Source organism: Oceanobacillus sp. B139/18 (genome assembly GCF_055524595.1).
In genome coordinates this window covers 236,123-261,795 of the sequence record NZ_JBVFXI010000001.1, presented here as the reverse complement: position 1 = coordinate 261,795, position 25,673 = coordinate 236,123, and the positions used below count along the sequence as shown (strand labels likewise).

22 protein-coding genes are annotated in these 25,673 nt (G+C 39.9%); 3 read left to right on the top strand and 19 right to left on the bottom strand.

Going from position 1 to position 25,673, the window contains the following annotated elements; translation table 11 throughout:
• Positions 1 to 50: 50 nt before the first annotated feature.
• The 15 genes from ftsZ to ACZSMY_RS01150 all read right to left on the bottom strand — a co-directional run bounded on the left by ftsZ (position 51) and on the right by ACZSMY_RS01150 (position 19,259).
• Positions 51 to 1,205 (bottom strand): cell division protein FtsZ, encoded by a 1,155-nt coding sequence (gene ftsZ, locus ACZSMY_RS01220; protein WP_042535178.1) that lies wholly within the window; start codon positions 1,203 to 1,205, stop codon positions 51 to 53.
• Between the two features lie 65 nt (positions 1,206 to 1,270).
• The gene (ftsA, locus tag ACZSMY_RS01215; RefSeq protein WP_042535180.1) at positions 1,271 to 2,554 is read right to left on the bottom strand and encodes a cell division protein FtsA; all 1,284 of its coding nucleotides are present in this window, start codon (positions 2,552 to 2,554) and stop codon (positions 1,271 to 1,273) included.
• Between the two features lie 198 nt (positions 2,555 to 2,752).
• Positions 2,753 to 3,589: a cell division protein FtsQ/DivIB gene (locus ACZSMY_RS01210; protein ID WP_042535183.1), complete on the bottom strand. Its 837-nt coding sequence runs from the start codon at positions 3,587 to 3,589 to the stop codon at positions 2,753 to 2,755.
• 223 nt (positions 3,590 to 3,812) lie between these two features.
• Complete coding sequence (spoVE, locus tag ACZSMY_RS01205; protein ID WP_256706326.1) at positions 3,813 to 4,937, bottom strand: stage V sporulation protein E; 1,125 nt, start codon at positions 4,935 to 4,937, stop codon at positions 3,813 to 3,815.
• Positions 4,938 to 5,068: 131 nt separating this feature from the next.
• Positions 5,069 to 6,418 carry a UDP-N-acetylmuramoyl-L-alanine--D-glutamate ligase gene (gene murD / locus ACZSMY_RS01200; protein ID WP_465147412.1) on the bottom strand — a complete coding sequence of 450 codons (1,350 nt, stop codon included), beginning with the start codon at positions 6,416 to 6,418 and terminating at the stop codon, positions 5,069 to 5,071.
• Positions 6,418 to 7,401, bottom strand: a complete 984-nt coding sequence (mraY, locus tag ACZSMY_RS01195; protein WP_042535188.1) for a phospho-N-acetylmuramoyl-pentapeptide-transferase — start codon at positions 7,399 to 7,401, stop codon at positions 6,418 to 6,420. Before mraY ends, murD begins: the two co-directional genes overlap by 1 nt.
• Positions 7,402 to 7,558: 157 nt before the next feature.
• On the bottom strand, positions 7,559 to 8,914 hold the full coding sequence (locus tag ACZSMY_RS01190; protein ID WP_465147411.1) for a UDP-N-acetylmuramoyl-tripeptide--D-alanyl-D-alanine ligase: 1,356 nt from the start codon (positions 8,912 to 8,914) through the stop codon (positions 7,559 to 7,561).
• A 3-nt stretch (positions 8,915 to 8,917) separates the two neighbouring features.
• Positions 8,918 to 10,399, bottom strand: coding sequence for a UDP-N-acetylmuramoyl-L-alanyl-D-glutamate--2,6-diaminopimelate ligase (locus ACZSMY_RS01185; protein WP_193063314.1), 1,482 nt, complete (start codon positions 10,397 to 10,399; stop codon positions 8,918 to 8,920).
• A gap of 152 nt (positions 10,400 to 10,551) precedes the next feature.
• On the bottom strand, positions 10,552 to 12,486 hold the full coding sequence (locus ACZSMY_RS01180; protein ID WP_042535193.1) for a stage V sporulation protein D: 1,935 nt from the start codon (positions 12,484 to 12,486) through the stop codon (positions 10,552 to 10,554).
• A gap of 192 nt (positions 12,487 to 12,678) precedes the next feature.
• Complete coding sequence (locus ACZSMY_RS01175) at positions 12,679 to 14,952, bottom strand: penicillin-binding protein (RefSeq protein WP_042535195.1); 2,274 nt, start codon at positions 14,950 to 14,952, stop codon at positions 12,679 to 12,681.
• Between the two features lie 17 nt (positions 14,953 to 14,969).
• Positions 14,970 to 15,344, bottom strand: a complete 375-nt coding sequence (gene ftsL / locus ACZSMY_RS01170; protein WP_042535197.1) for a cell division protein FtsL — start codon at positions 15,342 to 15,344, stop codon at positions 14,970 to 14,972.
• A complete protein-coding gene (gene rsmH, locus ACZSMY_RS01165; protein ID WP_289584942.1) occupies positions 15,344 to 16,321 on the bottom strand; it encodes a 16S rRNA (cytosine(1402)-N(4))-methyltransferase RsmH in 978 nt (325 codons plus the stop codon). The genes ftsL and rsmH overlap by 1 nt, the downstream gene beginning before the upstream one ends.
• Positions 16,322 to 16,362: 41 nt before the next feature.
• Positions 16,363 to 16,794: a division/cell wall cluster transcriptional repressor MraZ gene (gene mraZ / locus ACZSMY_RS01160; protein WP_042535199.1), complete on the bottom strand. Its 432-nt coding sequence runs from the start codon at positions 16,792 to 16,794 to the stop codon at positions 16,363 to 16,365.
• A 196-nt stretch (positions 16,795 to 16,990) separates the two neighbouring features.
• Positions 16,991 to 18,619: a bacillithiol biosynthesis cysteine-adding enzyme BshC gene (gene bshC / locus ACZSMY_RS01155; protein WP_465147410.1), complete on the bottom strand. Its 1,629-nt coding sequence runs from the start codon at positions 18,617 to 18,619 to the stop codon at positions 16,991 to 16,993.
• Between the two features lie 259 nt (positions 18,620 to 18,878).
• On the bottom strand, positions 18,879 to 19,259 hold the full coding sequence (locus ACZSMY_RS01150; protein ID WP_193063310.1) for a DUF3397 domain-containing protein: 381 nt from the start codon (positions 19,257 to 19,259) through the stop codon (positions 18,879 to 18,881).
• Positions 19,260 to 19,588: 329 nt separating this feature from the next.
• Here ACZSMY_RS01150 and ACZSMY_RS01145 point away from each other — a divergent pair, with 329 nt between their 5' ends.
• Positions 19,589 to 20,071 (top strand): N-acetyltransferase, encoded by a 483-nt coding sequence (locus ACZSMY_RS01145; protein WP_042535205.1) that lies wholly within the window; start codon positions 19,589 to 19,591, stop codon positions 20,069 to 20,071.
• Positions 20,072 to 20,131: 60 nt separating this feature from the next.
• Here the strand turns inward: ACZSMY_RS01145 and ACZSMY_RS01140 are convergent, their stop codons facing one another.
• From ACZSMY_RS01140 to ACZSMY_RS01130, 3 genes are all read right to left on the bottom strand, one after another.
• A complete protein-coding gene (locus ACZSMY_RS01140; protein ID WP_042535207.1) occupies positions 20,132 to 20,593 on the bottom strand; it encodes an RsfA family transcriptional regulator in 462 nt (153 codons plus the stop codon).
• A gap of 161 nt (positions 20,594 to 20,754) precedes the next feature.
• A complete protein-coding gene (gene rpmF, locus ACZSMY_RS01135) occupies positions 20,755 to 20,928 on the bottom strand; it encodes a 50S ribosomal protein L32 (RefSeq protein ID WP_042535209.1) in 174 nt (57 codons plus the stop codon).
• 46 nt (positions 20,929 to 20,974) lie between these two features.
• Positions 20,975 to 21,505 carry a YceD family protein gene (locus tag ACZSMY_RS01130; RefSeq protein WP_042535211.1) on the bottom strand — a complete coding sequence of 177 codons (531 nt, stop codon included), beginning with the start codon at positions 21,503 to 21,505 and terminating at the stop codon, positions 20,975 to 20,977.
• Between the two features lie 291 nt (positions 21,506 to 21,796).
• On the opposite strand from ACZSMY_RS01130, the gene ACZSMY_RS01125 reads away from it, so the two are divergent.
• A complete protein-coding gene (locus ACZSMY_RS01125; RefSeq protein WP_256704865.1) occupies positions 21,797 to 23,002 on the top strand; it encodes a nucleotidyltransferase in 1,206 nt (401 codons plus the stop codon).
• Positions 23,003 to 23,096: 94 nt separating this feature from the next.
• Here the strand turns inward: ACZSMY_RS01125 and ACZSMY_RS01120 are convergent, their stop codons facing one another.
• Positions 23,097 to 24,116 carry a SepM family pheromone-processing serine protease gene (locus ACZSMY_RS01120; protein ID WP_193063362.1) on the bottom strand — a complete coding sequence of 340 codons (1,020 nt, stop codon included), beginning with the start codon at positions 24,114 to 24,116 and terminating at the stop codon, positions 23,097 to 23,099.
• 288 nt (positions 24,117 to 24,404) lie between these two features.
• Here ACZSMY_RS01120 and ylbJ point away from each other — a divergent pair, with 288 nt between their 5' ends.
• The gene (gene ylbJ, locus ACZSMY_RS01115; RefSeq protein WP_193063306.1) at positions 24,405 to 25,613 is read left to right on the top strand and encodes a sporulation integral membrane protein YlbJ; all 1,209 of its coding nucleotides are present in this window, start codon (positions 24,405 to 24,407) and stop codon (positions 25,611 to 25,613) included.
• The last annotated feature ends 60 nt before the right edge of the window (positions 25,614 to 25,673 follow it).

Below are 25,673 nucleotides of genomic sequence, written 5' to 3'. Positions count from 1 at the left end.
TAAAAAAATACTGTGCTAAAAGAGTTCTCTTAGCACAGTATTTTTTCGTTTTATCGATTACGATTACGGTTTCTCAAGAAAGTCGGGATATCTAACTCATCTTCCTCGGGACGAGGCTTAGAAGGTGATGGATTGGATGTTTCTCTTTCCCTGACAGGAGTTGATTCATTTGTTTGCTGTGTAGCAGCCTGCTGGGTTTGTCCTATATTTGGACGCTGTTGTTTTTGACGCGTATCTGCTTTTGGCTGAGCATTTTCATCAAAACCGGTAGCAATGACAGTTACAACAATTTCATCATTAAGGTTCTCATTAATTACAGACCCAAAGATAACATTCACTTCTTGATCCGCTGCAGAAGTAACTAAGTCAGCTGCTTCCTGCACTTCATACAAGCTCAGGTTTGTACCGCCTGTGATATTCATTAAAATACCATGCGCTCCATCGATAGAAGTCTCCAGCAGCGGGGAAGAAATTGCTTTTTTAGCAGCTTCTGTTGCTCTTGTTTCGCCAGTTGCGATACCAATACCCATTAAAGCAGAACCTTTATCATACATAATCGTTTTCACGTCAGCGAAGTCAACGTTAATAAGACCTGGCTTCGCAATTAAATCGGATATGCCTTGTACACCTTGACGAAGCACATTATCCGCTTCACGGAAGGCTTCCAGCATCGGTGTATTTTTATCTACAATTTCAAGCAGTCGATCGTTTGGAATAACAATTAGTGTATCCACGCTTCCTTTCAGCGTATCGATACCGGAAATCGCCTGTGTTGATCTTCTTCTGCCTTCAAAAGAAAACGGACGAGTAACAACACCAACTGTCAGCGCTCCTAAATCTTTAGCTACCTGTGCAATGACCGGAGCTGCTCCAGTTCCTGTACCGCCGCCCATTCCAGCAGTAACAAAAACCATATCAGCACCTTTTAACACTTCTTCTAACTGCTCTTTACTTTCTTCTGCTGCTTTTTTCCCTACTTCCGGGTTAGCGCCGGCTCCAAGACCACGGGTTAATTTCCCGCCGATTTGTATCTTGGATTCAGCCATCGAAAGATTTAAAGCTTGAGAATCTGTGTTTACTGCGATAAATTCGACACCTTCTACGCCATGCTCAATCATACGGTTAACAGCATTGTTACCGCCGCCGCCAACTCCAATAACTTTTATCGTTGCTAATTCTTCCATGTTTGTATCAAAATCTAACATATTATGGTTTCCTCCTAGTCTACTAATTACGAACAATTCCTCGTTTCAACTTCTGTTAAAAGAAATTAATCAAAGAAATATTTGAATAGGTTAGCAAATCCTGATTCTTTTTTCTTGCCTTGTTTCTTTTTCTTCTCGCCTGCAGGTCTGGATTGCTTCACTGGCTGCTGCTCCGCTTCCCCATCTATTGCTACAGCAGGATATAATTCTTTCCCTTGTATTTTCGCATTACGATAAGCAAATTGTAAAATACCGACACCTGAAGTAAACTGTGCTTCCCTGACACCAATATAATCCGGGACAGCTACACGTACATGAGAATAAAACAAGTCTTGCGCTAATTCCAAGCTCCCCGGCATAGCCGTGGTGCCTCCTGTCAATACAAAACCGCCAGGCAGCTCCTGAAAGCCCATTTTCCGAATTTCCCTATCAATATAAGTGTATATTTCTTCTAATCTAGCTTCTATCATATCAGCTAATTGAAGTTGATTAAATACCTGTTTTTGATTGCTTCCGATTGTTGTGACTTCAAATGTCTCATCTTCAGAAGCATCGTTGTAAAATGCATAGCCATAATTTAGTTTGATCTGCTCTGCTTCTTCTGTAGAAATACGCAGGCCGACGGATAAATCTTTCGTTATATTGTCTCCGCCTAAATTAATAACACTTGTCGCAGCCAAATGATCATTTTCAAATACAGATACCGTTGTACAGCCTCCTCCGATATCAATCAGGGCAGAGCCCATATTCATCTCATCCTTTGATAAAGCAACTGTTCCGGCAGCAAGCGGCTGAAGACAAATATCAGATACTTCCAAATTAGCCCGTTCCACACATTTTAAGATATTATGCAAAATCGTTTTTGAGCAGGTGATAATCGTTCCTTCCATCTCCAGACGGACACCAATCATCCCTCTCGGATCCGTAATTTCATCTAATCCATCCACAATAAATTGCTTCGGAATCACATCGATGATTTCCCGCTCCGGCGGAATAGAAATCACTTGAGCTCCGTCAATTACTCTCGTTACATCTTCATCATTTATTTCCCGATTCTCACTTTGTACAGCGACAACGCCATGACAAGGCTGAAGCTGGATATGGGATCCGTTTATCCCCACTACTACGCGGTGAATTTCCATCCCTACCATTCGTTCTGCTTGTTCTACTGCATTCCTGATAGAATGAACAGTCTGATCAATATCAATTATAGCACCCTTCTTCATTCCGTTTGACGCTGCAGTACCTACTCCAATAATATTTAAAGAGTCTTGTTGTACTTCTCCAATAATTACTTTTATCGTGTTTGTCCCAATGTCAAGACTAACTAATATCTCACTGTTGTTCAAAAAAGAGCACCTCCCCGTAAAAATATGCTGACGATATTTTTACTGCCACGTTATCCTTTGTATAGTCTTTAATTCTAAAAGAAAATGAATAAAAAATAAACATATTTTATGCTTATTTTTTTCAAGTAATCTATTTCTATAAAAATCGACATTATACCATTCGTTTAAAAAGGATGATATATGACTTCATTCTGCAAATTATTCATTTCCTGTTTCTTCATTTTCTTCATTAATTTCCTCATTGAGTTCTTCAATTTCATCTTCGATATCTACTTCTTCCATTTCATCTTTTTGAAAAGATTCGAAATAAATGCCGACACCTATATGAATGATACCACTATCCTCTTCGTCAAGCTGTGACACAATAGAAGGATAGTAATCCAATCTGTCCAACATTTGATCTGCAATGCCTTCTACCAGAAACCCATCACTCATATACAATCTAACCTGCAGCGTATCCTCTTCTTCATCTGAATCTTTTCGTTCAATCTCAGAAATCATATTAAAAATACTTGGGCGAACATTATCCATGGCTGTTGCCAATTCTGTTAATTGCGCTTCATTAAAGCCTGTTATTAATGGAGCATTGCTGATAGAGTTTTGTGCATTTTGCTGGATGACTTGACCGTCTGCAAGAACCGGGTAAAATTCCCTTTCGTCCTGAACATAGCCAAGGACAGGCTGTTCTTCTACCTCAATCACAACGGTGCTGGGAAAACTCCGATTAATAGATGCATGTTCAATGACGGGATTTTCTTCCATCCCGGCTGCAACAGATGATCCATTCATGGACCAGATATTTGTTCCTTCTGTTACCCCTGACTCATCTATTATATACTCATCCGTTAAGAATACATTGCCGTTTACTTCAATCGTGCGTATTTCACTCCATGGAGATTGCAAGTAAACAATGATAGCAATGAGAAAGAAAAATATAGATAGATAAAATATTAATCGTCTGTTTGCTTTTTTCTTCCTAGCTTGCTTCAATTTTGGAATTCGATCCTCAATCGAAACGATATTTTTATCACTCATCTCCATTTCTTCCTTTATCCATTATTTTCAGGGAATATAACTGTATCAGTTTACTCCCTAGTATTTACAAAAATTATATCATAAATTATGGTGCTACACGTCATTGACTTCTATTGTTTCTGAAGTTTTTTCTTTTTTATCACGGATAACCCGTCCGCAGAAGTTTTCTTACTTCTTCCATGGACGGGATTTACGTTTTATATAAATGTTCTTCGCTGCTATTTTAAATAATCGGCTTCGTACTTTTTTCCATACTTTTGGCGTGCCTGCTGATACTTAGAAGAATCCCGGCCGCACAAAGTGTTAACGTCAGTGATGAACCGCCGTAGCTGAGAAAAGGCAGGGTAATTCCCGTTACCGGAATCAATCCGATGACTACACTAATATTAATCATCGCCTGTAATGCTAACATACTTGCGATTCCCAGCGCTAACAGCCTGCTAAATAAATCCGGAGCTTCAATAGCAATTTTAATCCCTCTCCATAATAGCAGAAAAAACAATAAAATAGTTGTACAACCTCCAATTAAACCTAATTCCTCACCAATGATTGAAAAAATAAAATCTGTCTGCGGCTCCGGCAGATAAAAATATTTTTGCAGGCTGTTGCCCAGCCCCAGTCCCATCAGTCCCCCGGGACCGATAGCATAAAGAGATTGAATAATTTGAAATCCATGTCCTAGCGGATCCTCCCATGGGTTTAAGAAAGCCAGAATCCGATTAATCCGGTAAGGTGCAGAAGCAATCAATCCGATAAACCCAATAATTCCAATGCCGGCCAGTCCAAAAAAATGAGAAAGCTTTGCACCTGCCACAAAAAGCAGAATCATGCATGTTAAGACCAGCACCATTCCAGTTCCTAAATCTGGCTGAAGCATAATCAGACCAAATGCCGTAAAAATCAATAGAAGGCACGGGAAAAACCCTTTTTTAAACGAGGTAATATATTTTTGATGATCAGATAATATAGATGCCAGAAAAATAATTAAACCCAGCTTCATAAATTCAGAGGGCTGAATACTGAATGCACCGATGCCAATCCAGCTCTGTGCTCCTCCGCGCACCATGCCGATTCCCGGAATAAGCACAAGGAGAAGCAGAACAAAGCAAGAAAATAATAAAATCTTTGCATACTTTTTCCATATATAATAAGGAAAGTAAGAGATAACAACCATTCCGATAAACCCGATGCCGGCAAATAAAAGCTGTCTTTTTAAGTAATAAAATGCATCATTGAACTTATACTCCGACCAAATATAGGATGAGCTGTAAACCATCAGCATACCGATACATAAAAGGAGAATGATTATTCCAAATAATACTCTGTCTACTTTATTTTGATTTTGAATGAACTTAGACAAAAATACCCCTTCTTTCCATGAGATAAACTTTGGAAATAGGGGCATTTTAAATATGCTGTATCATTCTCGGCTTGTCCGAATATGGTTTGCTGTTTAGGATTAGTATTTGTTCAAGCCCCTTACTTCATTGTATGAACTGCTTGAACAAATATGTCTCCTCTTTCTTCAAATGTTTTGTACTGATCCCAGCTCGCACATGCGGGAGAAAGCAATAGGATATCACCTTCATCTGCTAATGAAAAACCGGTTTTAGCTGCATCATCTACGCCGGCTGCGTGCTCAATCACCTGGATACCGGCTTCTTTTCCAACTCGCTCTAGTTTCGGTGCCGTCTCTCCAAATACAACCATTGCTTTAACATGATGCAAATGTGGAATCAGCTCATCAAATTCATTCCCGCGATCTAAGCCGCCTGCAAGAAGGACAATATCCTTTTTAAAGGAATCTAATGCTTTTTGCGTAGCTAGGATATTTGTTGCTTTCGAATCATTGTAAACATAGCGGCCATGCAGCAGCCCGACAAACTCTAAACGATGCTTGACACCGGAAAAAGTTTTTAAGACATGCTGTATGCCTTCATTAGTTGCTCCATTTAATTTTGCTGCTGCAACAGCTGCCAGGATATTCTCTAAGTTATGCTTCCCGACCAAGACAATATCCTCTAAAGGAATAATTGCTTCATCGAAAAAGTATACATGCGTATCATCTGCCCAAGCGCCTGTATGATACAGATTTTTTGTTGCCGAAAAGGCTATATTTTTTGCTTTTGTACCCTTCACTTTTTCTTCAAGTGTCGGATCATCAGCATTATATACCAGATAATCATCGGCATGCTGGTTTTTAAATATATTACATTTAGCTCTGACATAGCTTTCTAAATCGCCGTGATAATCCAAATGCGCTTCATAAATGTTTAAAAGGACTGCTGTCGATGGACGAAATGTATTTATTCCCTGCAGCTGAAAGGAGGATAGTTCCATTACCACCTTTTCATCTGCTTGCATCGTTTGGGCCACTTCCGTTGCAGCAATTCCAATGTTCCCGGCAAGCTTTACCTTACAATCACTTTTTTCCAGCATTTCCATAACTAACGTTGTTGTGGTTGTTTTTCCATTGGAACCAGTAATTCCGATAATCGGCTGTTCGGTTATATAAGCTACCAATTCCACCTCTGTAATTACCGGAATACTGCGTTTCTGTGCTTCTGCAACAACCGGATGATCATAACGGATACCCGGGTTTTTAACAACCATCTCTATCCCTTCTAAAACACTTAGCGGATGAGAGCCGAGCACAAGACGGGCTCCTTTTTCCTGAAGCGTCAAAACAGGTACATCTTCATAGGATGCTGCCGCATCATTCACCGTTACATCCTTGCCGCTCTCCAACAAAACATTCGCAGCAGCTGTACCGCTTCGGGCCAATCCTAAGACAAGCACTTTTTCGGGAAATTGTTTCCATGTGTTCATTAGATACCCACCTCAATATAAATAGCAAGAATCGCAAATAGCAGGCCGACAGACCAGAATGTGGTAACGACTCTCCATTCTGACCATCCTACCAGCTCATAGTGGTGATGCAGCGGGCTCATTTTGAAAATACGTTTTCCTGTCGTTTTAAAGGAAATAACCTGAATAATAACAGATAAGGTTTCAATAACAAACACACCGCCGATAATTACTAATAAAATCTCCAGCTTCAGAAGTATCGCAATGGCAGCAATTGCTCCCCCTAACGCCAATGATCCTGTATCTCCCATGAACACCTTGGCAGGGTGCGCGTTAAACACTAAAAATCCTAACAGAGCGCCGACAACTGCTAAAGCAAAGACGGTTACCATATCATTTGGCACGCCATACCAGGCAATAATGGCAAAAGCACCGAAAGCAATCGCTGCAGTACCAGCTAATAAACCATCTAAGCCATCCGTTAAATTAACAGCATTGGAGGCTCCTACAAGCATTACAATAATAAGAATTGCATAGAACCAGCCAATATCAAATTCAACCGTTGTTCCCGGAATGGCAATTGCTGACGAGAAGTCTTCCTGCCCGCGCAAAACAAAATAAAATACAAGTGCAATAATAATTTGTCCAAATAGCTTCTGCTTTGAAGTTAAGCCTAGATTTCGTTTCATTACTACTTTAATATAATCATCTAAAAACCCTAGTAAGCCATAGCCAAATAACACAAAAAGTAACAGCCACAGCTCATAGCCGATCCCTGTGTCCATTCTCATTCCCATAATCAGGGATGTAATCACAATACTGAATACAATCATAACTCCGCCCATTGTCGGTGTTCCTGATTTCTTCTGATGAGACTCAGGGCCTTCTTCTCTAATACTCTGTCCAAACTTTAATCGTCTTAAAAAAGGGATAAAAATTGGAGATAGAAGAACTGTTATAAGAAACGCTACTGCGATTGTAATTAATAAACCTGTAATATTCATTTTCTCTCCACCTCATTTGTAACCATTTATAGAATTGTTAACAAAGCATGCCAGAATCAGTGCAATTCTTATGAGCATTTGCTGAAACTTCTCTAATCCTCAAATCCACCGCACTGATTCTGTTTCCTGATGATGTAAACAATACCTATAAGATGCCTTAACGTAATTGTTCTAAAAATGTTTCAAATTTCATTCCTCTTGATGCTTTCAGCAAAATAAGGTTTTCCGGTTTCAGATATTGTTCAATCTGATTCACCAGCTCCTGCTTATCCTGCAAGTGGACAGCAATCAGCTCCGTACCTTTCTTTTTTAATTCGTCATGTATGTAATGCGAATGATTACCATACGTATACACTGCTGTAATCTCAGAATGAATAACATCTGCAATTCCGCGATGAAATTCTTCTGCATAATCACCAAGCTCTAAAATATCACCTAATACAAGTATTTTATGCTGATAGCCTTTCATTTCTTCGACTACTTGAATCGATGCTTTCATAGATGCAGGAGAAGCATTATAAGCATCATTAATAATCGTAATACCATTTTTGCCTGTATGCTTTTCAAAGCGCATTTTCGTCATTTCTAATTGTCCGAACGCTTTCTGGATTGTTTCAGGAGCTATTCCCATCCCGGATGCCAGTTGAATAACATAAGCGGCATTTTTTGCGTGATGCTTTCCTAAGAGCGAGATCTGGTAAGTTTTCTCTCCTGCATCAAAGGTTGTCGTTTCTTCCTCTACGGTGATATTGCGAACCACTACATCATTGTCTTCACTGAAGCCGACCCGTGTTTTAGCTACAGGCACAGCTGCATCTGTTAACAGCGGTTCGTCCCCATCAATAACCAATGTACCCTCTGGCTTGATACCCGACACAATTTCTAATTTGGCTTTGGCTATTCCTTCTTTAGAGCCTAAATTTTCAATATGCTGCCCATCAATATTGGTAATAATCGCCTGATTCGGCTCCCCGATCTTACTCAACATCTCGATTTCTCCAAAATGGTTCATCCCCATTTCAAGAATCAGCACTTCTGTTTTCCGGTCCATCGATAAAATCGTCAATGGGAGCCCGATATGATTATTGAAATTCCCCTTTGTAGCATGGGTTTTAAACGTTGTCTGCATGACAGCATTAGTCAGGTCCTTCGTCGTTGTTTTCCCATTTGATCCGGTAATCCCAATAACAGTCGGGTTGACGTCCTTCCGATACGCAACAGCCAGCTCCTGTAATGCTTTTACAGTGTCCTCTACAAATAATATCAGCAGAGAGTCAGGAAGGTTTGACGGAAGCGGCTTTTCTTTCTGCCAAAAGGCTGCTGCTGCCCCGTTCTCCACTGCTCCGCCAATAAATTGATGTCCATCAAACCGTTCACCAGCAATTGGTACATAGAGCCCGTGGTTTGTATTCACCCGGCTATCATGGACTACTTCATGAATTTCTAAATCAGCGGAGACGTTCCCTTGATGCCGGGGGAATAATTTCATTAATTGTGATGCAGTAAATAACATCTTTTACTCCCCTTTCTCTTTAATTGCTTCCCGGGCAATTTGACGATCGTCGAAATCAAATTTTTTCTTGCCGATGATTTGATAGGTTTCATGTCCCTTGCCCGCAATCAAAATAATATCATCCTTTTGAGCAAGCTTCACCGCATGCTTAATGGCTTCTGTCCGGTCCACAATTACTTCAAAGGTTGCTTCCTCTTCCGTTAAATGACTTGTCATATCATCAAGGATTTGCACCGGGTCTTCTGTACGCGGATTATCGGATGTGAACAGCGCATGGTCTGCATACTTAACAGCAACATCCGCCATTAACGGCCGTTTAGTACGGTCGCGGTCCCCACCGCAGCCCACAACTACATACACTTTACGCTCTGCAAATTCCTTGCTCGTTTGAAGCACATTTTCTAATGAATCCGGTGTATGCGCAAAATCAACAATGACAGAAAAATCCTGACCTTCATTAATTGGTTCAAACCGGCCATCTACCCCTTTTGTATTCTCCAGGGCTTCTTTAATCACATCTAAATCCACCTTCGATGCGATAGCAGCGCCGCTCGCCGCAAGCATATTATACACATTGAACATGCCGATTAAACCAGTTTTAATATGGACTGTGCCTATTGGAGTCACAAGGTTAAATGCCACACCGGCAGGAGAAAGCATAATATTTTTTGCCATTATATCCGCATCCTGCTTGCAGCTGTAAGTTAATACCTGCTGCGCTGTACTTCGTTTTAATAAGTCGCTTGAAGCATCATCCTCGTTGATAATTGCATATTTTTTCTTCCCTTGATGATAGTCATTCCCTAAACCGGCAAAGAGAAGACTCTTCGCCCGCAAATAATCATCCATATCTTTATGATAATCGAGATGATCCTGCGACAGATTTGTAAAAATACCAATGTCATAATCACAGCCAAAAACTCTTCCCATGTCTAAAGCATGCGAAGAAACCTCCATAATAACCTGGTCTGTTTCTTTTTTTTGCATTTGATGAAAGATGCGATTTAACTCTAATGCATCAGGTGTCGTATTATTTACTGGAAATGTTTCATCGCCAATTTTCACTTGGATGCTGCCAATGACACCCGATTTCTTACCCTGTTTTTCAAAAATAGTATCTAATAAATAGGTCGTGGTTGTTTTACCATTTGTGCCGGTAACCCCAATCAGCGGAAATTTCGTTGTTGGATAATCATAGTATGCGGCTGACAGCATCGCCAAGGCACGTCCCGTGTCTCTGACCCGGATAAGTGGAATATCACCGCTGACGTTTACGTCCCTGGAAATAACTGCAGCCGCAGCACCTTTGTCTATCGCTTGCTGCAGAAAATTATGACCGTCCACAGTATAGCCTTCAATACAGACAAATAAGCTCCCCGGCTCTACTTTTCTGGAGTCCATTTCTACATTGACAATATTTATATCTTTAATAGATTCTGATGTTTGATAGAATTCGATTCCATCCAATAATTCTTTTAGTCTCATTTTTTACACCCTATTTCTGTTCTTTTCCTTTTAATGTATTCTCGAAAAAACTATCGTTTAAGAGGGTTGTCATGAATGTTCTGTTCACATTTTTGCTGGACTTGTTAAACATCCTCTTACAACAGAATCTATTATAGCAAATTTTTAACGATTTAACGATTATTTTTATGACCTAATATTAATCGAATCGTACTTCCAGATTCCAGCATTGTTCCCGCACTTGGGGATTGATCAATGATTTCATCCCCTTCACCGTTTACTTCAATGGAAAGATCTAACGGATATTCCGCCAGTTTATCTGTACTTTCACCTATAAAATCCGGTACTTCAATTTTAGGCTGGTCCGGCCAGGCATATTCTTTTTCTAATCCATCTGTCCGCGGTTCTACATTCATCGCCCGCAGGCTGTCACCAATAATCGTTCCGACAACTGGCGCAGCAACAACACCGCCGAATTGAATCGTATCCTTTGGATTATCGACAGCAAGATAAACAACAATTTCCGGATCGTCCGCCGGTGCAAAGCCAATAAAGGATACAATATAGTTATTTTCTAAATATCCGCCGTTCGGTCCTACCTTTTGAGCGGTCCCCGTTTTCCCGCCGACACGATATCCATCGACATAAGCAGGTCTTCCTGTTCCCTGAGCAACTACTGTCTCTAAGGTTTCCCGAATCGTTTCGGAGGTCTCCTGGGAGATAACCTGTTCCTTTAACTGCGGCTCATAGGTTTCAACCGCTTCTCCGGTCACAGGGTCCACCCATTCTTTCGCAATCATCGGTTCGTATAAATAACCGCCGTTTACCGTTGCTGCAACAGCCATCACCTGCTGAATCGGCGTTACCGAAACACCCTGTCCAAAGGATGTGGTTGCCAGCTCCACAGGACCGACATTTTCTGGTTTAAATAGGATTCCGTTTCCTTCTCCCTGCAAATCAATCCCTGTCTTCCTCCCAAAACCAAAAGCATCAATATAAGAAAAAAGCTTTTCCGTACCAAGCATTTGTCCTAAATTAACAAATCCCGGGTTACAGGAATTCTGAACAACCTCAAGATACGACTGATCTCCATGCCCACCGCGTTTCCAGCAATGAATCGTTGCTCCGCCGACTTTAATATCGCCATCATCGTAAAAACGATCTTTTTCTAAATCAACGACTCCCTCTTCTAAAGCAGCAGCTAACGTAATGATTTTAAAGGTTGACCCTGGCTCATAGGTGCTCCAAATAGGCAAATTCCTGCCAAATATAGATGCATCCACGTCCTGATAATTTTCCGGATCAAAATTGGGACGGCTGGACATCCCCAGCACACCGCCTGTTTTAGGGTCAACTGCAATGGCCATCGCCCCATCCGGATTATATTCCGCTACAATCTGGTCTAACTCTCTTTCCATAATGGTGGTTACTTTGTTATTAATCGTTGTTTTTAAATTCAAACCATCTTTTGGAGATGTATATTCGTCTGCCAGCTGCTCTAATCTTCCACCTTTGGCATCGGAATAAAATGACAGCCTCCCATTTTCTCCTTTTAATTTATCATCATAGTACAATTCAAGTCCCATTAACCCCTGATTATCAATCCCTGTAAATCCGAGCACATGTGATAAAGCACTGTTATTTGGATAGTGACGCTTGGAATCCTTCGCTAAATAAACACCATCCAAATCCAGTTCTCGAATCGCCTGTTCCTGCTCATTATTTATTTTAATACCTTCAGGGCGCACCATCACACTGGATGAATTCTGTGTAACTAATTCCAGCATTCTGTCCTCTGGCACGTCAAGGACCTCCCCCAGAAGCTTCGCTGTATTTTCTGGTTCTTTAATTTGCCGCGGCATCAGTAATACCGTAGGAGCAGTTACATTCTCTGCAAGGATTTCTCCCTCCGAATCAAGGATATACCCTCTTTCTGCAGCAAAAGTGATATCTCTTGTCCATAAATCATTGGCACTGTCAGATAAATCATCACTTAATACCAGTTGAACATAGGCTAATCTTGCAATAATAACCAGAAAAATTAAAATCGCAAATAAAAAAACAGTAATCATTCGTTTTTTTATGATAATGGTGGATGCGCGTTTCATGAAAGAACTCCTTTCAACCTGCTTTGTATCCACTATATGAATGTAAAAAATGGAATAGAACAAGCTATCTTTTCTACTTGTCCCTCATGTATTTCTATTGAGAACAGATTCTCCTAAACTTAGGCTTATAGTATGACTGTCGTAAAAAAAGGCTTGCTGAAAAAGTAATCCTTTTTTCAGCAAGCCTTCTCTCTATTCCTCTTCAGTTTCTTCGTTCCCTGCTTCGTCGTTGTTATTTCCTTCTTCTGTTTCCTCTTCACCTGCATTATCATCATCATTTTCATCAGATGATTCTCCGGAAGGAACTTCTAATTCAAAACCTAAATAATCACCTTCCTGAATCGGTTTTCCAACTTCGATACCCTGTGAAGTGACATAACCATTACCGAATCTTTCTGTCTGCAGATTCAGCAGATCAGCAAAGCTCATCACTTCTCTTAACGACCATCCTGTTATATCAGGCATTGTTGGTTCATCTGTAAGCAACAGAACTTTTTCATTTGGCAGTATTCTCTCTCCTGCTTCCACATTACTGGCAACAATGGTTTCTCCCTCGCCAATCAGAATTGGCTGGACTCCTTGTTCCTCTAATTCAGACTGAACACTTTCTGCAGATTGCTCTGCTACTTCAGGGAATTCCACCTCTTGAATCTTGTTAGATTCATCTTCTTCGGGCTCTACATCTAAATAATGAAGACTATTTTCAACTACATTATTAAAGATAAACGCAAGCGGGGCGGAACCTGATTCTGTATCCTCCAATTCCGGCTGCTGAATAGATACATAAACCATTAACTGAGGATCATCCATTGGAGCCATCCCTAAAAAGGAAAACACATGATTTTCTTTTCCAGTTAAATAGCCGCCGCCTTCAGGGTCCGGCATTTGTGCGGTTCCAGTTTTGCCTCCAACCACATAATCATCTAATTTATATGGGGCGCCGGTTCCATCCTCATCATTCACTACAGAAGCAAGCAATTCTTTCATTTCTTCCGCAGTTTCCGGTGAAATTGGCTGACCGGTGTATTCTGCTTCGGTTTCTTCCAGTACATTGTTTGTCGTAGAATCAACAATTTTATCCACTACATACGGCTTTACCATTTGTCCGTCATTTGCGATGGCTGAAGCAGCTCTCATCTGCTGTATCGGGGTAACAGTTGTCCCTTGACCAAAAGCCGTTCTTAACTTCTCTGATGGCCAATTATATTGTATCCGGCCGACAGATTCATCAGGAAGGTCAATTCCGGTAGTTTCTTCAAAACCGAACGCCTGGATATATTCATAGAATTCATCTGCGCCAATATCTTCCCAAAGCAATTTAGAAGCTGCTACGTTGGAAGAACGCATAAAGCCTTCATCGTAGGAAATCGTCCCCCATCCTTCTCCTTGATTATGATCTCTGATTTCCTCAATTCTTTCATTGGGCTGATACGTTCCCGATTCAAATGTATCTTCTCCATTATAGACACCTTCTTCAATCGCTGCTGCCCAAGTAAATATTTTAAATGTTGATCCCGGCTCAAATGGAGAAGAAATCGGATCATTATACCAGTTCTCTACATTTTCAGGGCTATTTGGATTAAAACTTGGCCGTGTACTCATCGCCATAATCTCACCCGTTTTTGGATCCATAATAATTGCATTCATTTTCACAGGATTATATTGTTCATCTACCTGTGTCATTAAATCCTCCAGCAAGGTTTGGATTTTTTGATCAATGGTTAAATAAACCTGATCCCCATCCTCCGGCTCTTGAATAATTTCATCAGGATCCAATAGTTTGCTGTTAAAACGGTCACGCTGATAGGAAATAAATCCATCCTTTCCTCCAAGGACCTCATTCATGACATTTTCCATTCCAGTTACACCGGTGATGCTGTGTTCAATGCCATCCTCGGTTTCTTCTTCCACTTCGCGGGCAAAACCAATAATATGTGAAGCAAACATACCATTTGGATAATACCGCATCGGCTCTTCGTCAAAGTAGATACCTGGAATTTCTGCTTCTTCAATGGCTTCTTTTTCTTGTTGAGACAGCTGACGTCCCAGCTGACCAAATTCAACCTGAAATCTCTCCGCCTCTACCGCTTCATCCAGTATCCCTTTTATTTCACTTTCATCCTCATCTAAAATAGATGCCAATTCTTCCGCTGTTTCCTCCGTGTCTGAAACGTGCAGGGCTTCCGGTGAATTTTCTGAGTATCCTTCATCTAAGATGGCGTACATCCGATACGCCGGACGGTCATAAGCTAATACCATGCCATTCTTATCCATGATTTGCCCACGCTCTGCATTCATCTTATAGGAGGTTGTCCGCTGGTTTTCTGCCCATTCATCCAATGCAACGCCGCTAACTTCACCCGTTGCCTGTATATACATAAACCTGCCTGCAAGCACAAGGAATAAAGCAACGAAAACTAGCATATAAATGCTAGCCATGACATTTGCCGTCTTATTTTTTTTCATGTTCAAGAAACCCCTTGCTAGTTGTTAACTGTTTCTGCTTGTTTCACTTCCGAATTTTGGATTTTTAAACCGTTTTTCTCTGCAATCTCTGTGATTCTCTCTGGACGCGACAGTTCCTCTCTCTCAAAATTTAAGTTTTCATTTACGATTTTTTGCTGATTTATGGAGTTTTCTAATTGCTGTACTTCCCGATTTAAGCTATCTGTCCCAGAAGCGTAGGAGACCATTCCGATTCCAAATACTAAAATCGCAGCACTGGTAACCGAATAAATCACTTTTTCGCCTTTACTGATCCAAGGTGTTTTCTTTACCTTTTTGACTATCGTTTTCGTTTCTTCTTGGGGATTATATTGGGGATTTACTTGCCACTTTCTAGCCTGATTTTCACTCATTACTTTTTCCACCCTTCTTCATAACGGAAATCATTATTCCATTCATTTATTTTTTCGACAATCCGCAGCTTGGCCGAACGCGATCGTCTATTTTCATCCAGCTCATCCGTATGAGCTATTATTGGTTTTCTGGTTATTAATTTAAATGGAGCCTGGTGTGTTTCCGGGACAATAGGAAGGTTCCTGGGTACAGGTTTATCTGTACTCCATGTTTTAAAAGCCTGCTTACAAAGACGATCCTCTAATGAATGGAATGTGATGACTGCAATTCTTCCATTTACACCTGTCAATTCCGCAGCCTGATGAAGTGCCTGGTTAAACACTTCCAGCTCATCATTTACAGCGATTCTTATCGCCTGGAAAATACGTTTTGCCGGATGACCGCCTTTTCTTCTGGCGGGTGCAGGTATCGCGTCTTTAATAATATCTACCAGCTCTCCGGTCGTTTCAATCGGTTTTTCCTCTCTTGCTTTTTCAATTTTACGGGCAATCCCTTTGGAAAATTTCTCCTCACCGTATCGAAAAAAGATAGATACCAATTGTTCATAGGTCCATTCATTTACCACTTGATATGCAGTGAGAACCTGAGATTGGTTCATACGCATATCTAATTTTGCATCCTGATGATAGCTGAAACCTCTGTCTGCCTGATCTAATTGCGGGGAAGAAACCCCTAAATCAAAAAGAATTCCATCAGCTTGTACCACCCCGAGCTCTGACAGACTTTTTTCCAGCCCTTGAAAATTAGAGTGTATAAATGTAATTTTTTCTTGATGTATACGTAAGCGTTCCCGGGCAGCTTCTAATGCCTGAATATCTTGATCAAAAGCAAAAAGCCTGCCGTTTTCATTCAATCTTGAGGCAATTTCTAAGGAATGACCGCCGCCTCCAACCGTACAGTCTACATAAGTACCATCCGGCTTTATTTTTAATCCTTTTATTGTTTCTTCTTTTAAAACACTGTAATGCTCAAACATTTTAGCCACCAACTTTTTTATCCTTATAATGCGTGTTCTAATTAAATATCAAAATCCATTAGGTTCTCAGCAATCTCGGCAAACGATTCTTCAGATTCTTCCACATACGTATTCCAATGATCGCTCGCCCAAAGCTCCACACGATTGGAAACACCAATCACATTGCAATCCTTCTCCAAATTAGCGTAGGTCCGAAGATTCGCAGGAATATTTATTCTTCCCTGTTTATCCACTTCGCATTCCACAGCACCAGAGAAAAAGAAACGTGTAAAAGCCCGGGCATCCTTTTTAGTCAGTGGGAGTTGCTTTAACTTTCCTTCTAAAATTTCCCATTCTTGCTTAGGGTATGCGAATAAACATTTATCGAGTCCACGCGTTAATACAAAACTTGTCCCTAATTCTTCTCTGAACTTGGAAGGGACAATGATTCGTCCTTTTGTATCAATGCTATGCAGGAATTCTCCCATGAACATATAGACGCCCCCTACTTTCGTAAATTCATAATACCACATCCCCCCACTATGCTCCACTATTTCTTCAAAAATATTTTATTTCTCTTTTCCATTGTGTTTTATATCTCTTTTTAAGACATGAAAAAAAACTGCCGTATCAATAGATAGACAGTTTTTCTTCCAACTATATAGTTGTGGTGGAGAGTTGTGGGGGATTTTATTCAACCACCCAATGCCCTTGTTCCATATCAAATGAAAAGGCAGTCAGCTGTGAAATAAATTCTGTACCATAATGGTTCCATAAGAATAACGGATTCCAAACGCGCTCCTGCAAGCCTCCATGCGGATGAAGCACTTGCTCCAGCTGATTAAATTCACATAAAACTTTAGCATGCTTCTTTTCAAATTCCTTATGGAACCGCTTGTTCATAAATTGAATATCCTCTAATAAGTAAGCTAAATTCTTTTTGCTCAGCGCCTGAATATCGTCACCCATTTCAGAAGCCATCTCCCGGATTGGCTGGTGCGCTTCTTTAATTTTCTCCGCCACGTCTTCTGTTATTTGATCAATTTCCCGCTGACCATTTCTCTCCATGTAATCTTTCACCGTTGCTTGAACGCCATTTAAGATAACATCTTTCACCGTCAGCTGATATTTTGTGACTAATTTTTTCGTAGCTGCGTCTAAAAAAGTCAGGGAAAGCCTTGGCACAACTGGTGGCATTTGCAGGTTCATTACATGAAAACCCGCCTTTAATCCAGCCCAATAAGCTATCTCCCCAGGACCGGCTATAAAAGCCAGCGTAGGAAACATATACTCTTGCATAATTGGTCTTGTTACCACGTTATTGCTTAGTTTCCACGGTGTATTTCTGGCAATACCCTTGAGCTCCTCCACATTGAAGGAAATCTCCTGCTGCTTACCGACCCAGTTTCCACTCTCGTCTACGTTTAACAAAATTCTTCCTTGTATATCATCATGGTAAAATATATTCCCATCTGATGTATCTGCTTCAATAGCAAGCGGATATTGATGCTTTTCTAACGTTTTCAGCGTCTTGACTACGGAACCGCTGATTTGAGATTGATTCTGAATTAATTCCACAAAACACTCTGATTCCAGTTTACGAAATGCTGCGTTGCCAGAATCCACTAATACAATCCCTTGATTTGGAAATAGTGCAAAAATAAGACGAGCAAAAAAATCAATGTAATTAGAAGCTTTTTGTTGTATTTCCTGAATCACTGTGTAGATGTCTCTTGTATGTGCTGTCTCAGGCAAAGCTTCAAATACAGCTTCCACCCATTTGGAGAGTTCTTTCTTATCCATTTCTAATTCCGAAACAGCCTTTCTCCCCGCATCTATATTTTTAGTCCGCAGCTTTAGCTTATGAAAATCTCCATCGTCTTTCGGACAATAAATATGATTGATTTCCTCAAAATCATGATCTTCACCAGCAATCCAAAAAACCGGGACAACTGGTGCTTCCAATAGTTTTTCCTGCTGTTTCGCCAGTTCAAGAATAGAAATAATTTTATTGATTGTATAACTAGGTCCTGTCAAAAGGCCCGCTTGCTGTCCGCCGATAACAACGGTGCTCTGTTTATCGTTTAAACGTTCAATTTGTTTAAGTGTTTCTTCCGGCGCTCCCCATTCTTTGTTTAATGTATGTAATACATTCGTCAGCCCATGCCGGTCAAAATCTTTTTCAGCTACATCTTGTAATCGTTTATGAAAATCATTATATGGATGGTAATCAAACAACTGTGTTATATTTTCTGCTTCTTTTTTATAATCAGCTACTAACCTGTTGGCAGCAGGCAAAGTTAACGAATTTATCTGCATATCATTTTCCCCTTATATCGATTTGAATACATTCCGTATTGTACAGAAAAAACAGCAAGAATCAAACTAATCTGCTTCCGGGGAAACGAATAAACTTTTTTCAGAAGAAGTTTATTTTATCTCAAACGAGAGCTTTTCACTCCCCGTATCTTGGCGGGGCTGGCGCAGCATTCTCCGGAAAGCAAAAAAAGCTTGTAGAGACAGCTTTTCTTCCAGGCTCTGCGCCCTTACTGGTTACCTATATTCTTACTGCCGCATTTTAAGATAATACTTCTTTGATAATATAGACAAGACTTAAAACAAGATAAGCAGAAGAGAATAATAAAAATGCACTTCTCCAAACAATTTTAATTGCTTTTGAAATCTCTATATCACTTTGCTTCTGATATTGATGAATCAATATTCCCGTCAAACTTATCAGAAACAGCAGGATTATCCAGCCAAAAAAGCTTCGATCAAACAAAAGCTGCAGCAAGACACCTACACCTAAGATAAAAAAGATCGCTGACCACTGGACAGCATTATGTACGGCTTTCCATGTATGTTGTTTCCGGAGCTTCGTTATCCCATATGCTAAAAAAGTAATGATGAATGGGAATGCAATAAAAAGAGCTATTGTATAATATATATAATCTCTCATCCTTTTCCTCCCTGCTTTTAAACAATTTATTTCTATCAAGTTAAGATGACCGCTTTGATGTATGCAAGTTTATTTTGACATAATGCACCAGCATCGGCATCCACTGCATAACCCCGGCGTCTGTCCGCCTATAAATGCACTTCTGAACAGAAGCGATTTTTAGAAAACTAAGCCCGCTTTCAAGTCTTCCTTTTAATGAATGCAAAAGTTTTCTAATATAAATATAACAGAAATAATTTTAAATTTGTCTCCTATGTATTATAATTTAGACAGAGAAGGAAATCTACATTCATCTTTGATAACAGGATAATTATTCAGGAGGGGTTAACATGGGAAATATAAAGATAGAAAATTTACTGATTAATTTTAAAACACTAGAAAAATTTAAGCGTTTTCGTGAATATGGAAACCAGGAATTGACCATGATGGAAGATTTAGAGAATAAGATTATCGAGAATAATAGTAAATCTCCTTTTTATGGAATTTATATCGGGGATAATTTAGTAGCCAGAATGAGTCTTTATGAAGTGAGCAGGAAGTATGATTTTTACTTTAAGCCTTCTCAGGATTATTTGACACTTTGGAAATTAGAAGTGCTTCCCGATTATCAAGGAAAAGGCTATGGAAAAGCGCTTGTAGATTTTGCAAAAAGCTTTAACCTTCCTATTAAAACAAGCCCACGTATTAATTCGCATGGATTTTGGGAAAAGATGGATTTCATCAAACCACATTATGAAATGGAACGCGATTTAGGAGAAAATCCACTGCTCTGGCTGCCTGAGGGCGTTGAAGAAAAAGACACGAAGCAATAAGCTTCGTGCTTTTTTGCATCATATAAGATTAAATGAAGGCGTCCCCTTTATCTGGGGTTCTTATGGATTGGAGACCGTATGAATAAGTTGATTTATTTTTCCCCACACCATTTCATATTTCTCCATCTGCTTTTTTAACTCTTTGTTTTCCTTTAAGATTTTATCTACTTCTTCCCGCTTCACAAAATCATCCTGCTGTGGAATATCTGTCCTCATTTTTTCTAGCAGCTGAATAGCAGCATCAATAGATTGAATCGATGAGGTTTCGATAGCCGGATAGGCAATTCGCTGCTTTAACCCTGCTTTTCTTTTGTCCTTTGCAGCCTGCACCTGGTCCTGGCATTGCTTTCTTATTTTCGCATTCCAGCGGAATCCGCATGCTGCAGATGTTCTGGATAGCTTTTCAGCAACTTCCTTAAAAGCTTCTAATTGGGTTCTCCCTTCCTGAATACATTGAAGTACGGTATCTGCTAACAATCTGTCCTCTTCTTCTGTCCACGCGTCCTGCCTTGTATCGTTCATAACATACCTCCTATTAGGGTTTGCTATCAATGTATGCAAAAAATAGGTATGCTAGAATCGTTTTATATTAAAAATATCCAGAAAGCTCTTAAAAAAATATATACGTGGAGGAAAACGAAAAAAACAGACCACGCAGTGTGATCTGTTTTCGTTAATTAAAATTAGTTGCTGATAACTTCTTTTCCATCATAATTTCCACATGCTTTGCAAACATGGTGAGGTTTCGTTAATTCGCCACAGTTGGAGCATTCTACCATACCAGGTACATGTAGTTTTTTATGCGTACGACGTTGGTTCTTTACTTTTTTGGAAGTTCTTCTTTTAGGTACTGCCATGACTTACACCTCCTTCAAAAATGAAAGTAAAACTTGAATCAGATTCTTATTTTTCTTTCTGGTTATTATTAAGGAGAGATTCCAATTTTTTCAATCTTGGATCGATGGGCTTCTCTTCCTTTGTCTCAGATACAAATTCCCAGTCCTTCCCGCTGGAAGGAGCTGCTTCATCCGAATCAGCGTTTTCAGCAAAAACGCGGAATGGAATTTCCAATAATATATTTTCCTTGATATATGGTGTTAAGTCAAGAACTTCTCCCTGAATAGGATGAATTTCTTGTTCTTCTTCCTCTCTTCCATAATAAGCAGATGCAGAGAAGACCTCATTTGCATCTATTTCAAATGGATAAGGAACATCCACCAATGTACGTGCGCACGGGAGTGTCATTTCTCCGGTCACATGAAAATTCACATAGAATTCTTCACCATGCACAGTTACTTGTCCGGTCACATGTACTGGAGGTATTTTTCGTATATCATTACTCATCGTTTCCAGTTCTGACACATCGGCTTGGCTATCAAAGAAATATGGCTCATTTACGGAACCTTTTCTAATCTGATTAACAGTCAATTTCATTAAAATCACCTCTAGGCAACAAGATAAATGATAAAAGAAAATGCTTCGTTTGTCAATATATTTTCTTTACACCACAGGTATAAGTTCGACTATAGCTCAGACAGCCCTTGTCGGCTTGCCAATTGCTAAATCTTCCATACATACGTAGTATTCCCTGTTACAGTGTATAAAAAACAACAGTTAAAACTATTCTAACCGCAGTTTTTCTTTTTGTCATTCTATTTCTCTTTTCGTCCTACAAATTCCGGAATATGTTAAAATAAAGCTACTTGAAAAAATAGAGGTGAGTGTATGGAAGCTTGCGGTTTAATAGTTGAATACAATCCTTTCCATTACGGACATCAATATCATTTAAAACAAGCCAGGGAAAAAACTGATGCAGACTGTATTGTTGCGGTTATGAGCGGGAACTTTTTGCAACGTGGCGAGCCGGCCATTATGGATAAATATAACCGGGCCAAAGCGGCCATTCTCGGTGGCGCTGATTTAGTTGTTGAGCTGCCGTATGTCTATGCTGTACAGCACAGCGATTATTTCGCCAAAGGAGCAATCGATATGCTTTATCATTCCGGCGTCAGTGCTGTATGCTTTGGAAGTGAAGCAGGCATAATCGATTCTTTTTCCGATGCTTATCAGCTCCAGAAAGAGCATCAGAATCAATACGAATCCTTTGTTAAAAAATATTTAAATAAGGGACATGCCTATCCAGACGCAGCAACAAAAGCATATCAGCATATTTTTGGTATATCTGATATACTGGATGTGTCCAGACCAAATAATATTTTAGGATTAAGCTATGTCCGGGCAATTAAAGACGCCCATTATCCAATAAAACCAATCACTATAAAACGAATCGAAAATAATTATCACGACACTGCTATTACTGGAAATATAGCAAGTGCAACAAGTATCCGTAAAGAAGTGCTGAATAACCCGACTGCCAGCAAAGCAGCTGCTGAAGCTATGCCGGAGACCACATCAGATATTTTACAGAGCTATAAACATGCCTCAGGGTACTGGCATGATTGGGAGTTATATTTCTCTTTTTTGAAATATCGAGTACAAACAATGACGTTAGCAGAATTGCAGCAGATCGAAGGGATTGTTGAGGGGCTGGAGCATCGTATTGTACGCACAGCTATGGAGGCTTCCTCTTTTCAAGGATGGATGACTGCTTTAAAAACAAAACGTTATACATGGACAAGGCTTCAACGTATTTTTGTCCATATTTTAACCAATACAAGAAAAGAAGATAATATACTTGGTACCCAGACAGGTTATATACGGGTACTGGCCATGAATAAAACCGGCCAGGCTTATCTTAATCAGCAGAAAAAGAAAGCGGACCTCCCGTTTATTACAAAAATAAATCAAATCAAACACCCCTTCCTGGAAATCGAGGAACGGGCTGCGAAGGCGTATTACAGTATTTTACCCGGCAAGAAGCAAAGAGACTTCTTTTTACAGGAGATTAAATCACCGATTATTATAAAGTGAAACTTCATTTTGTTGAAGCAATTCTTTCTGACGTTACAAAAAAGAGGACTTCCGTCTTCATTATAATACGGAAATCCTCTTTTATTTAATTCATTTATTCATTAACACTTTCTAAATATTCTACAGCATCTTCAAACGTATCCACCGGAACAACCTCCATATCTGTCCCGATACTTTCTGCTGTTTCTGCTGCCACTTGGTAATTGGAGTCTTCGCGGCCGCCTTCATTCGGAGCGAAGAAAATATCAACGTCTTCTCTATCGGAAGCGACAACTTTTTTATCTATCCCGCCAATTCGATGGACATTTCCTTCATAGTCAATTTCACCAGTTCCGCCGATTTGCTTGCCGCCGGTTAAATCGCCCTCTGTTAACTGATCATAGATTTCCAATGAAAACATGAGCCCTGCACTCGGCCCGCCAATATTACCACTGGAAAAATGAACTTCTGGATTTACAGTTACTTCACGATCTGTTACAAGATTTATTCCAACGCCCACACGAGTTCCTTCGTCATCCAACGGTTCTAATTCCATCTCGGCAGTGTGTTCTTCATCATTTCTTTCAAACAAAACTGTCACTGTATCTCCGGCTTTTTTTCCATCAATATAATCAATTAAATCTTGAGATTCTTGCACTTCTGCATCATCAATTCCGATGATACGGTCTCCACTCTCTAATTTACCATCTGCCGGCAAGCCATCCACCGCAGCAACCACATAGACGCCATTAAAATGGATATCTATATCTTTTTCTGCTGTTTCATAGGCCACCACAGTTGCAGCTTCCTGAGAGCTTTCCATTACCTGAAGCTGTGCTGCCATATAATCTTCCTGAGACATTCCTTCCGGGAAAACCTGATCTAAAGGAAGAATATCCTGATGTGGAAGGACAAAGGCTGCAGCATATAAAATGGGAGTTGCCTGCATTCCGCTGACGGTCACTAAATGCATATCCCCTTCACTTGGATAGCCGTCGTCCACTTCGACAATGGGATCTAATGCATCGGCTCCGCCTGGTTTTTGTATATAATACGGCAATTGATACACTCCCAAAAAATAAACAATCAGTACAACCGCTAATAATCCTATAATCCTCCGTTTTGATAATCGCAACACTGCTTATTCCCCTTCCTGACACCCTTACTAAAAATATATCTATGGCATATTTTCAGATGGTATTCGCGTATATATCATATATAGCAACTTTTTTATTAAAACGATACATCGGACAAGCTAGCATTATTCTACTACTTCCTACCATAATTGTACAGAATGAGACTTCATAACAGGAAGATAAAAACAGCATGAGGATGCTTTCTTCTAACGAATAAAGGATGTTCAAAAAACGAATTAAAATAATACATCCATTTTTTAAACACGCACTAATAGGGGGACATCAGATTGAAGCAAAAGCTGAAAACACTAGGCTATGGCGGCATATCCATTTTTTTGTTTTTTAGTTTAATACGTTTTCCAGATCAAGCATTAGAAGCAGCCATCCGTGGATTAAATATGTGGTGGGAGGTCGTATTTCCATCTTTGCTTCCTTTTTTCATAACCGCTGAATTATTATTAGCTTTTGGCGTTGTGAAATTTCTAGGCATTTTATTTGAACCGATCATGCGGCCGCTTTTTAATATCCCCGGTGCCGGCAGCTTCGGCTGGATTATGGGAATGGCCAGCGGTTATCCTACCGGTGCCAAAATAGCAGCAAGACTCCGTGAAGAAAAGCAAGTCACACAGATAGAAGCTGAAAGATTAGTGTCTTTTACCAATAATTCAAGCCCGCTCTTTATATTCGGTGCCATTTCTGCAGGCTTTTTTTATAATATCAAACTGGGGCTTCTATTGGCTGTGTGTCATTACGGAGCTAATACGATTGTCGGGGTTGTTATGCGTTTTCATGGCAGAAAGCAGGAAAAGCAGATTACCAAACAAAAGAGACAGCCCTTTTCACTGAAAAAAGCATTTCAAGAGATGCATCGAAATCGGTTAAGAAATCCCCGGCCTTTCGGAGAAATATTAGGGGATGCGGTATTAAATTCGATTCAGACTCTTGTGATGGTCGGAGGATTTATTATTCTCTTTTCCGTTCTTATTAAATTGCTTTTCCTGATGGACATCACATCCTTTATATCTGCATTTATTGAACCGATTTTTCCTGTTTTTGATCTGCCAAAAGAGCTGGGACTTCCGTTTATTTCTGGTTTATTTGAAATTACCGTCGGATCAAACTTAATTTCACAGGTCACCACGGATTCTTTATTACAAAAAGCAATTTTGATCAGCTTCATCCTTGGCTTTAATGGATTATCCATCCAAGCACAGGTAGCCAGCATCTTAGCCAAGACAGATATCCGTTTCTACCCTTATTTCTTCGCCCGGCTTTTACACGGAACTTTTGCTGTGATTTTAACTATTTTATTATACAAACCGTTATACCTGGATCGAATTGTTTTTCATTCTAACGAGATTCCTGCCGGCACAATACAAGAGACCCCCATCGGGATACAAATATACTATCTATTACAGGCAATTGGGCCAAGCCTGACAATCATCAGTTTAGGGGCTGCTATTTTCATCCTTATTAATAAAGTCAGAAAAAAATAATTCTCCCTAAAGAAGAAGAAAGAGCCGCTTGACCGCTGACTCTCTCTTCTTCTGAAAATA

What these genes read in the sequence shown, in the direction of transcription:
- ftsZ (WP_042535178.1), bottom strand. Translation starts at nt 1,205, where the DNA reads ATGTTAGATTTTGATACAAACATGGAAGAATTAGCAACGATAAAAGTT.
- murD (WP_465147412.1), bottom strand. Translation starts at nt 6,418, where the DNA reads ATGAACACATGGAAACAATTTCCCGAAAAAGTGCTTGTCTTAGGATTG.
- rsmH (WP_289584942.1), bottom strand. Translation starts at nt 16,321, where the DNA reads ATGTTTGAGCATTACAGTGTTTTAAAAGAAGAAACAATAAAAGGATTA.
- ACZSMY_RS01175 (WP_042535195.1), bottom strand. Translation starts at nt 14,952, where the DNA reads ATGAAAAAAAATAAGACGGCAAATGTCATGGCTAGCATTTATATGCTA.
- ACZSMY_RS01140 (WP_042535207.1), bottom strand. Translation starts at nt 20,593, where the DNA reads ATGAACGATACAAGGCAGGACGCGTGGACAGAAGAAGAGGACAGATTG.
- ACZSMY_RS01130 (WP_042535211.1), bottom strand. Translation starts at nt 21,505, where the DNA reads ATGAAATTGACTGTTAATCAGATTAGAAAAGGTTCCGTAAATGAGCCA.
- rpmF (WP_042535209.1), bottom strand. Translation starts at nt 20,928, where the DNA reads ATGGCAGTACCTAAAAGAAGAACTTCCAAAAAAGTAAAGAACCAACGT.
- ACZSMY_RS01190 (WP_465147411.1), bottom strand. Translation starts at nt 8,914, where the DNA reads ATGTTATTTACTGCATCACAATTAATGAAATTATTCCCCCGGCATCAA.
- ftsL (WP_042535197.1), bottom strand. Translation starts at nt 15,344, where the DNA reads ATGAGTGAAAATCAGGCTAGAAAGTGGCAAGTAAATCCCCAATATAAT.
- mraY (WP_042535188.1), bottom strand. Translation starts at nt 7,401, where the DNA reads ATGAATATTACAGGTTTATTAATTACAATCGCAGTAGCGTTTCTTATA.
- ACZSMY_RS01125 (WP_256704865.1), top strand. Translation starts at nt 21,797, where the DNA reads ATGGAAGCTTGCGGTTTAATAGTTGAATACAATCCTTTCCATTACGGA.
- ACZSMY_RS01180 (WP_042535193.1), bottom strand. Translation starts at nt 12,486, where the DNA reads ATGAAACGCGCATCCACCATTATCATAAAAAAACGAATGATTACTGTT.
- bshC (WP_465147410.1), bottom strand. Translation starts at nt 18,619, where the DNA reads ATGCAGATAAATTCGTTAACTTTGCCTGCTGCCAACAGGTTAGTAGCT.
- ACZSMY_RS01145 (WP_042535205.1), top strand. Translation starts at nt 19,589, where the DNA reads ATGGGAAATATAAAGATAGAAAATTTACTGATTAATTTTAAAACACTA.
- ACZSMY_RS01210 (WP_042535183.1), bottom strand. Translation starts at nt 3,589, where the DNA reads ATGAGTGATAAAAATATCGTTTCGATTGAGGATCGAATTCCAAAATTG.
- ACZSMY_RS01185 (WP_193063314.1), bottom strand. Translation starts at nt 10,399, where the DNA reads ATGAGACTAAAAGAATTATTGGATGGAATCGAATTCTATCAAACATCA.
- ACZSMY_RS01150 (WP_193063310.1), bottom strand. Translation starts at nt 19,259, where the DNA reads ATGAGAGATTATATATATTATACAATAGCTCTTTTTATTGCATTCCCA.
- mraZ (WP_042535199.1), bottom strand. Translation starts at nt 16,794, where the DNA reads ATGTTCATGGGAGAATTCCTGCATAGCATTGATACAAAAGGACGAATC.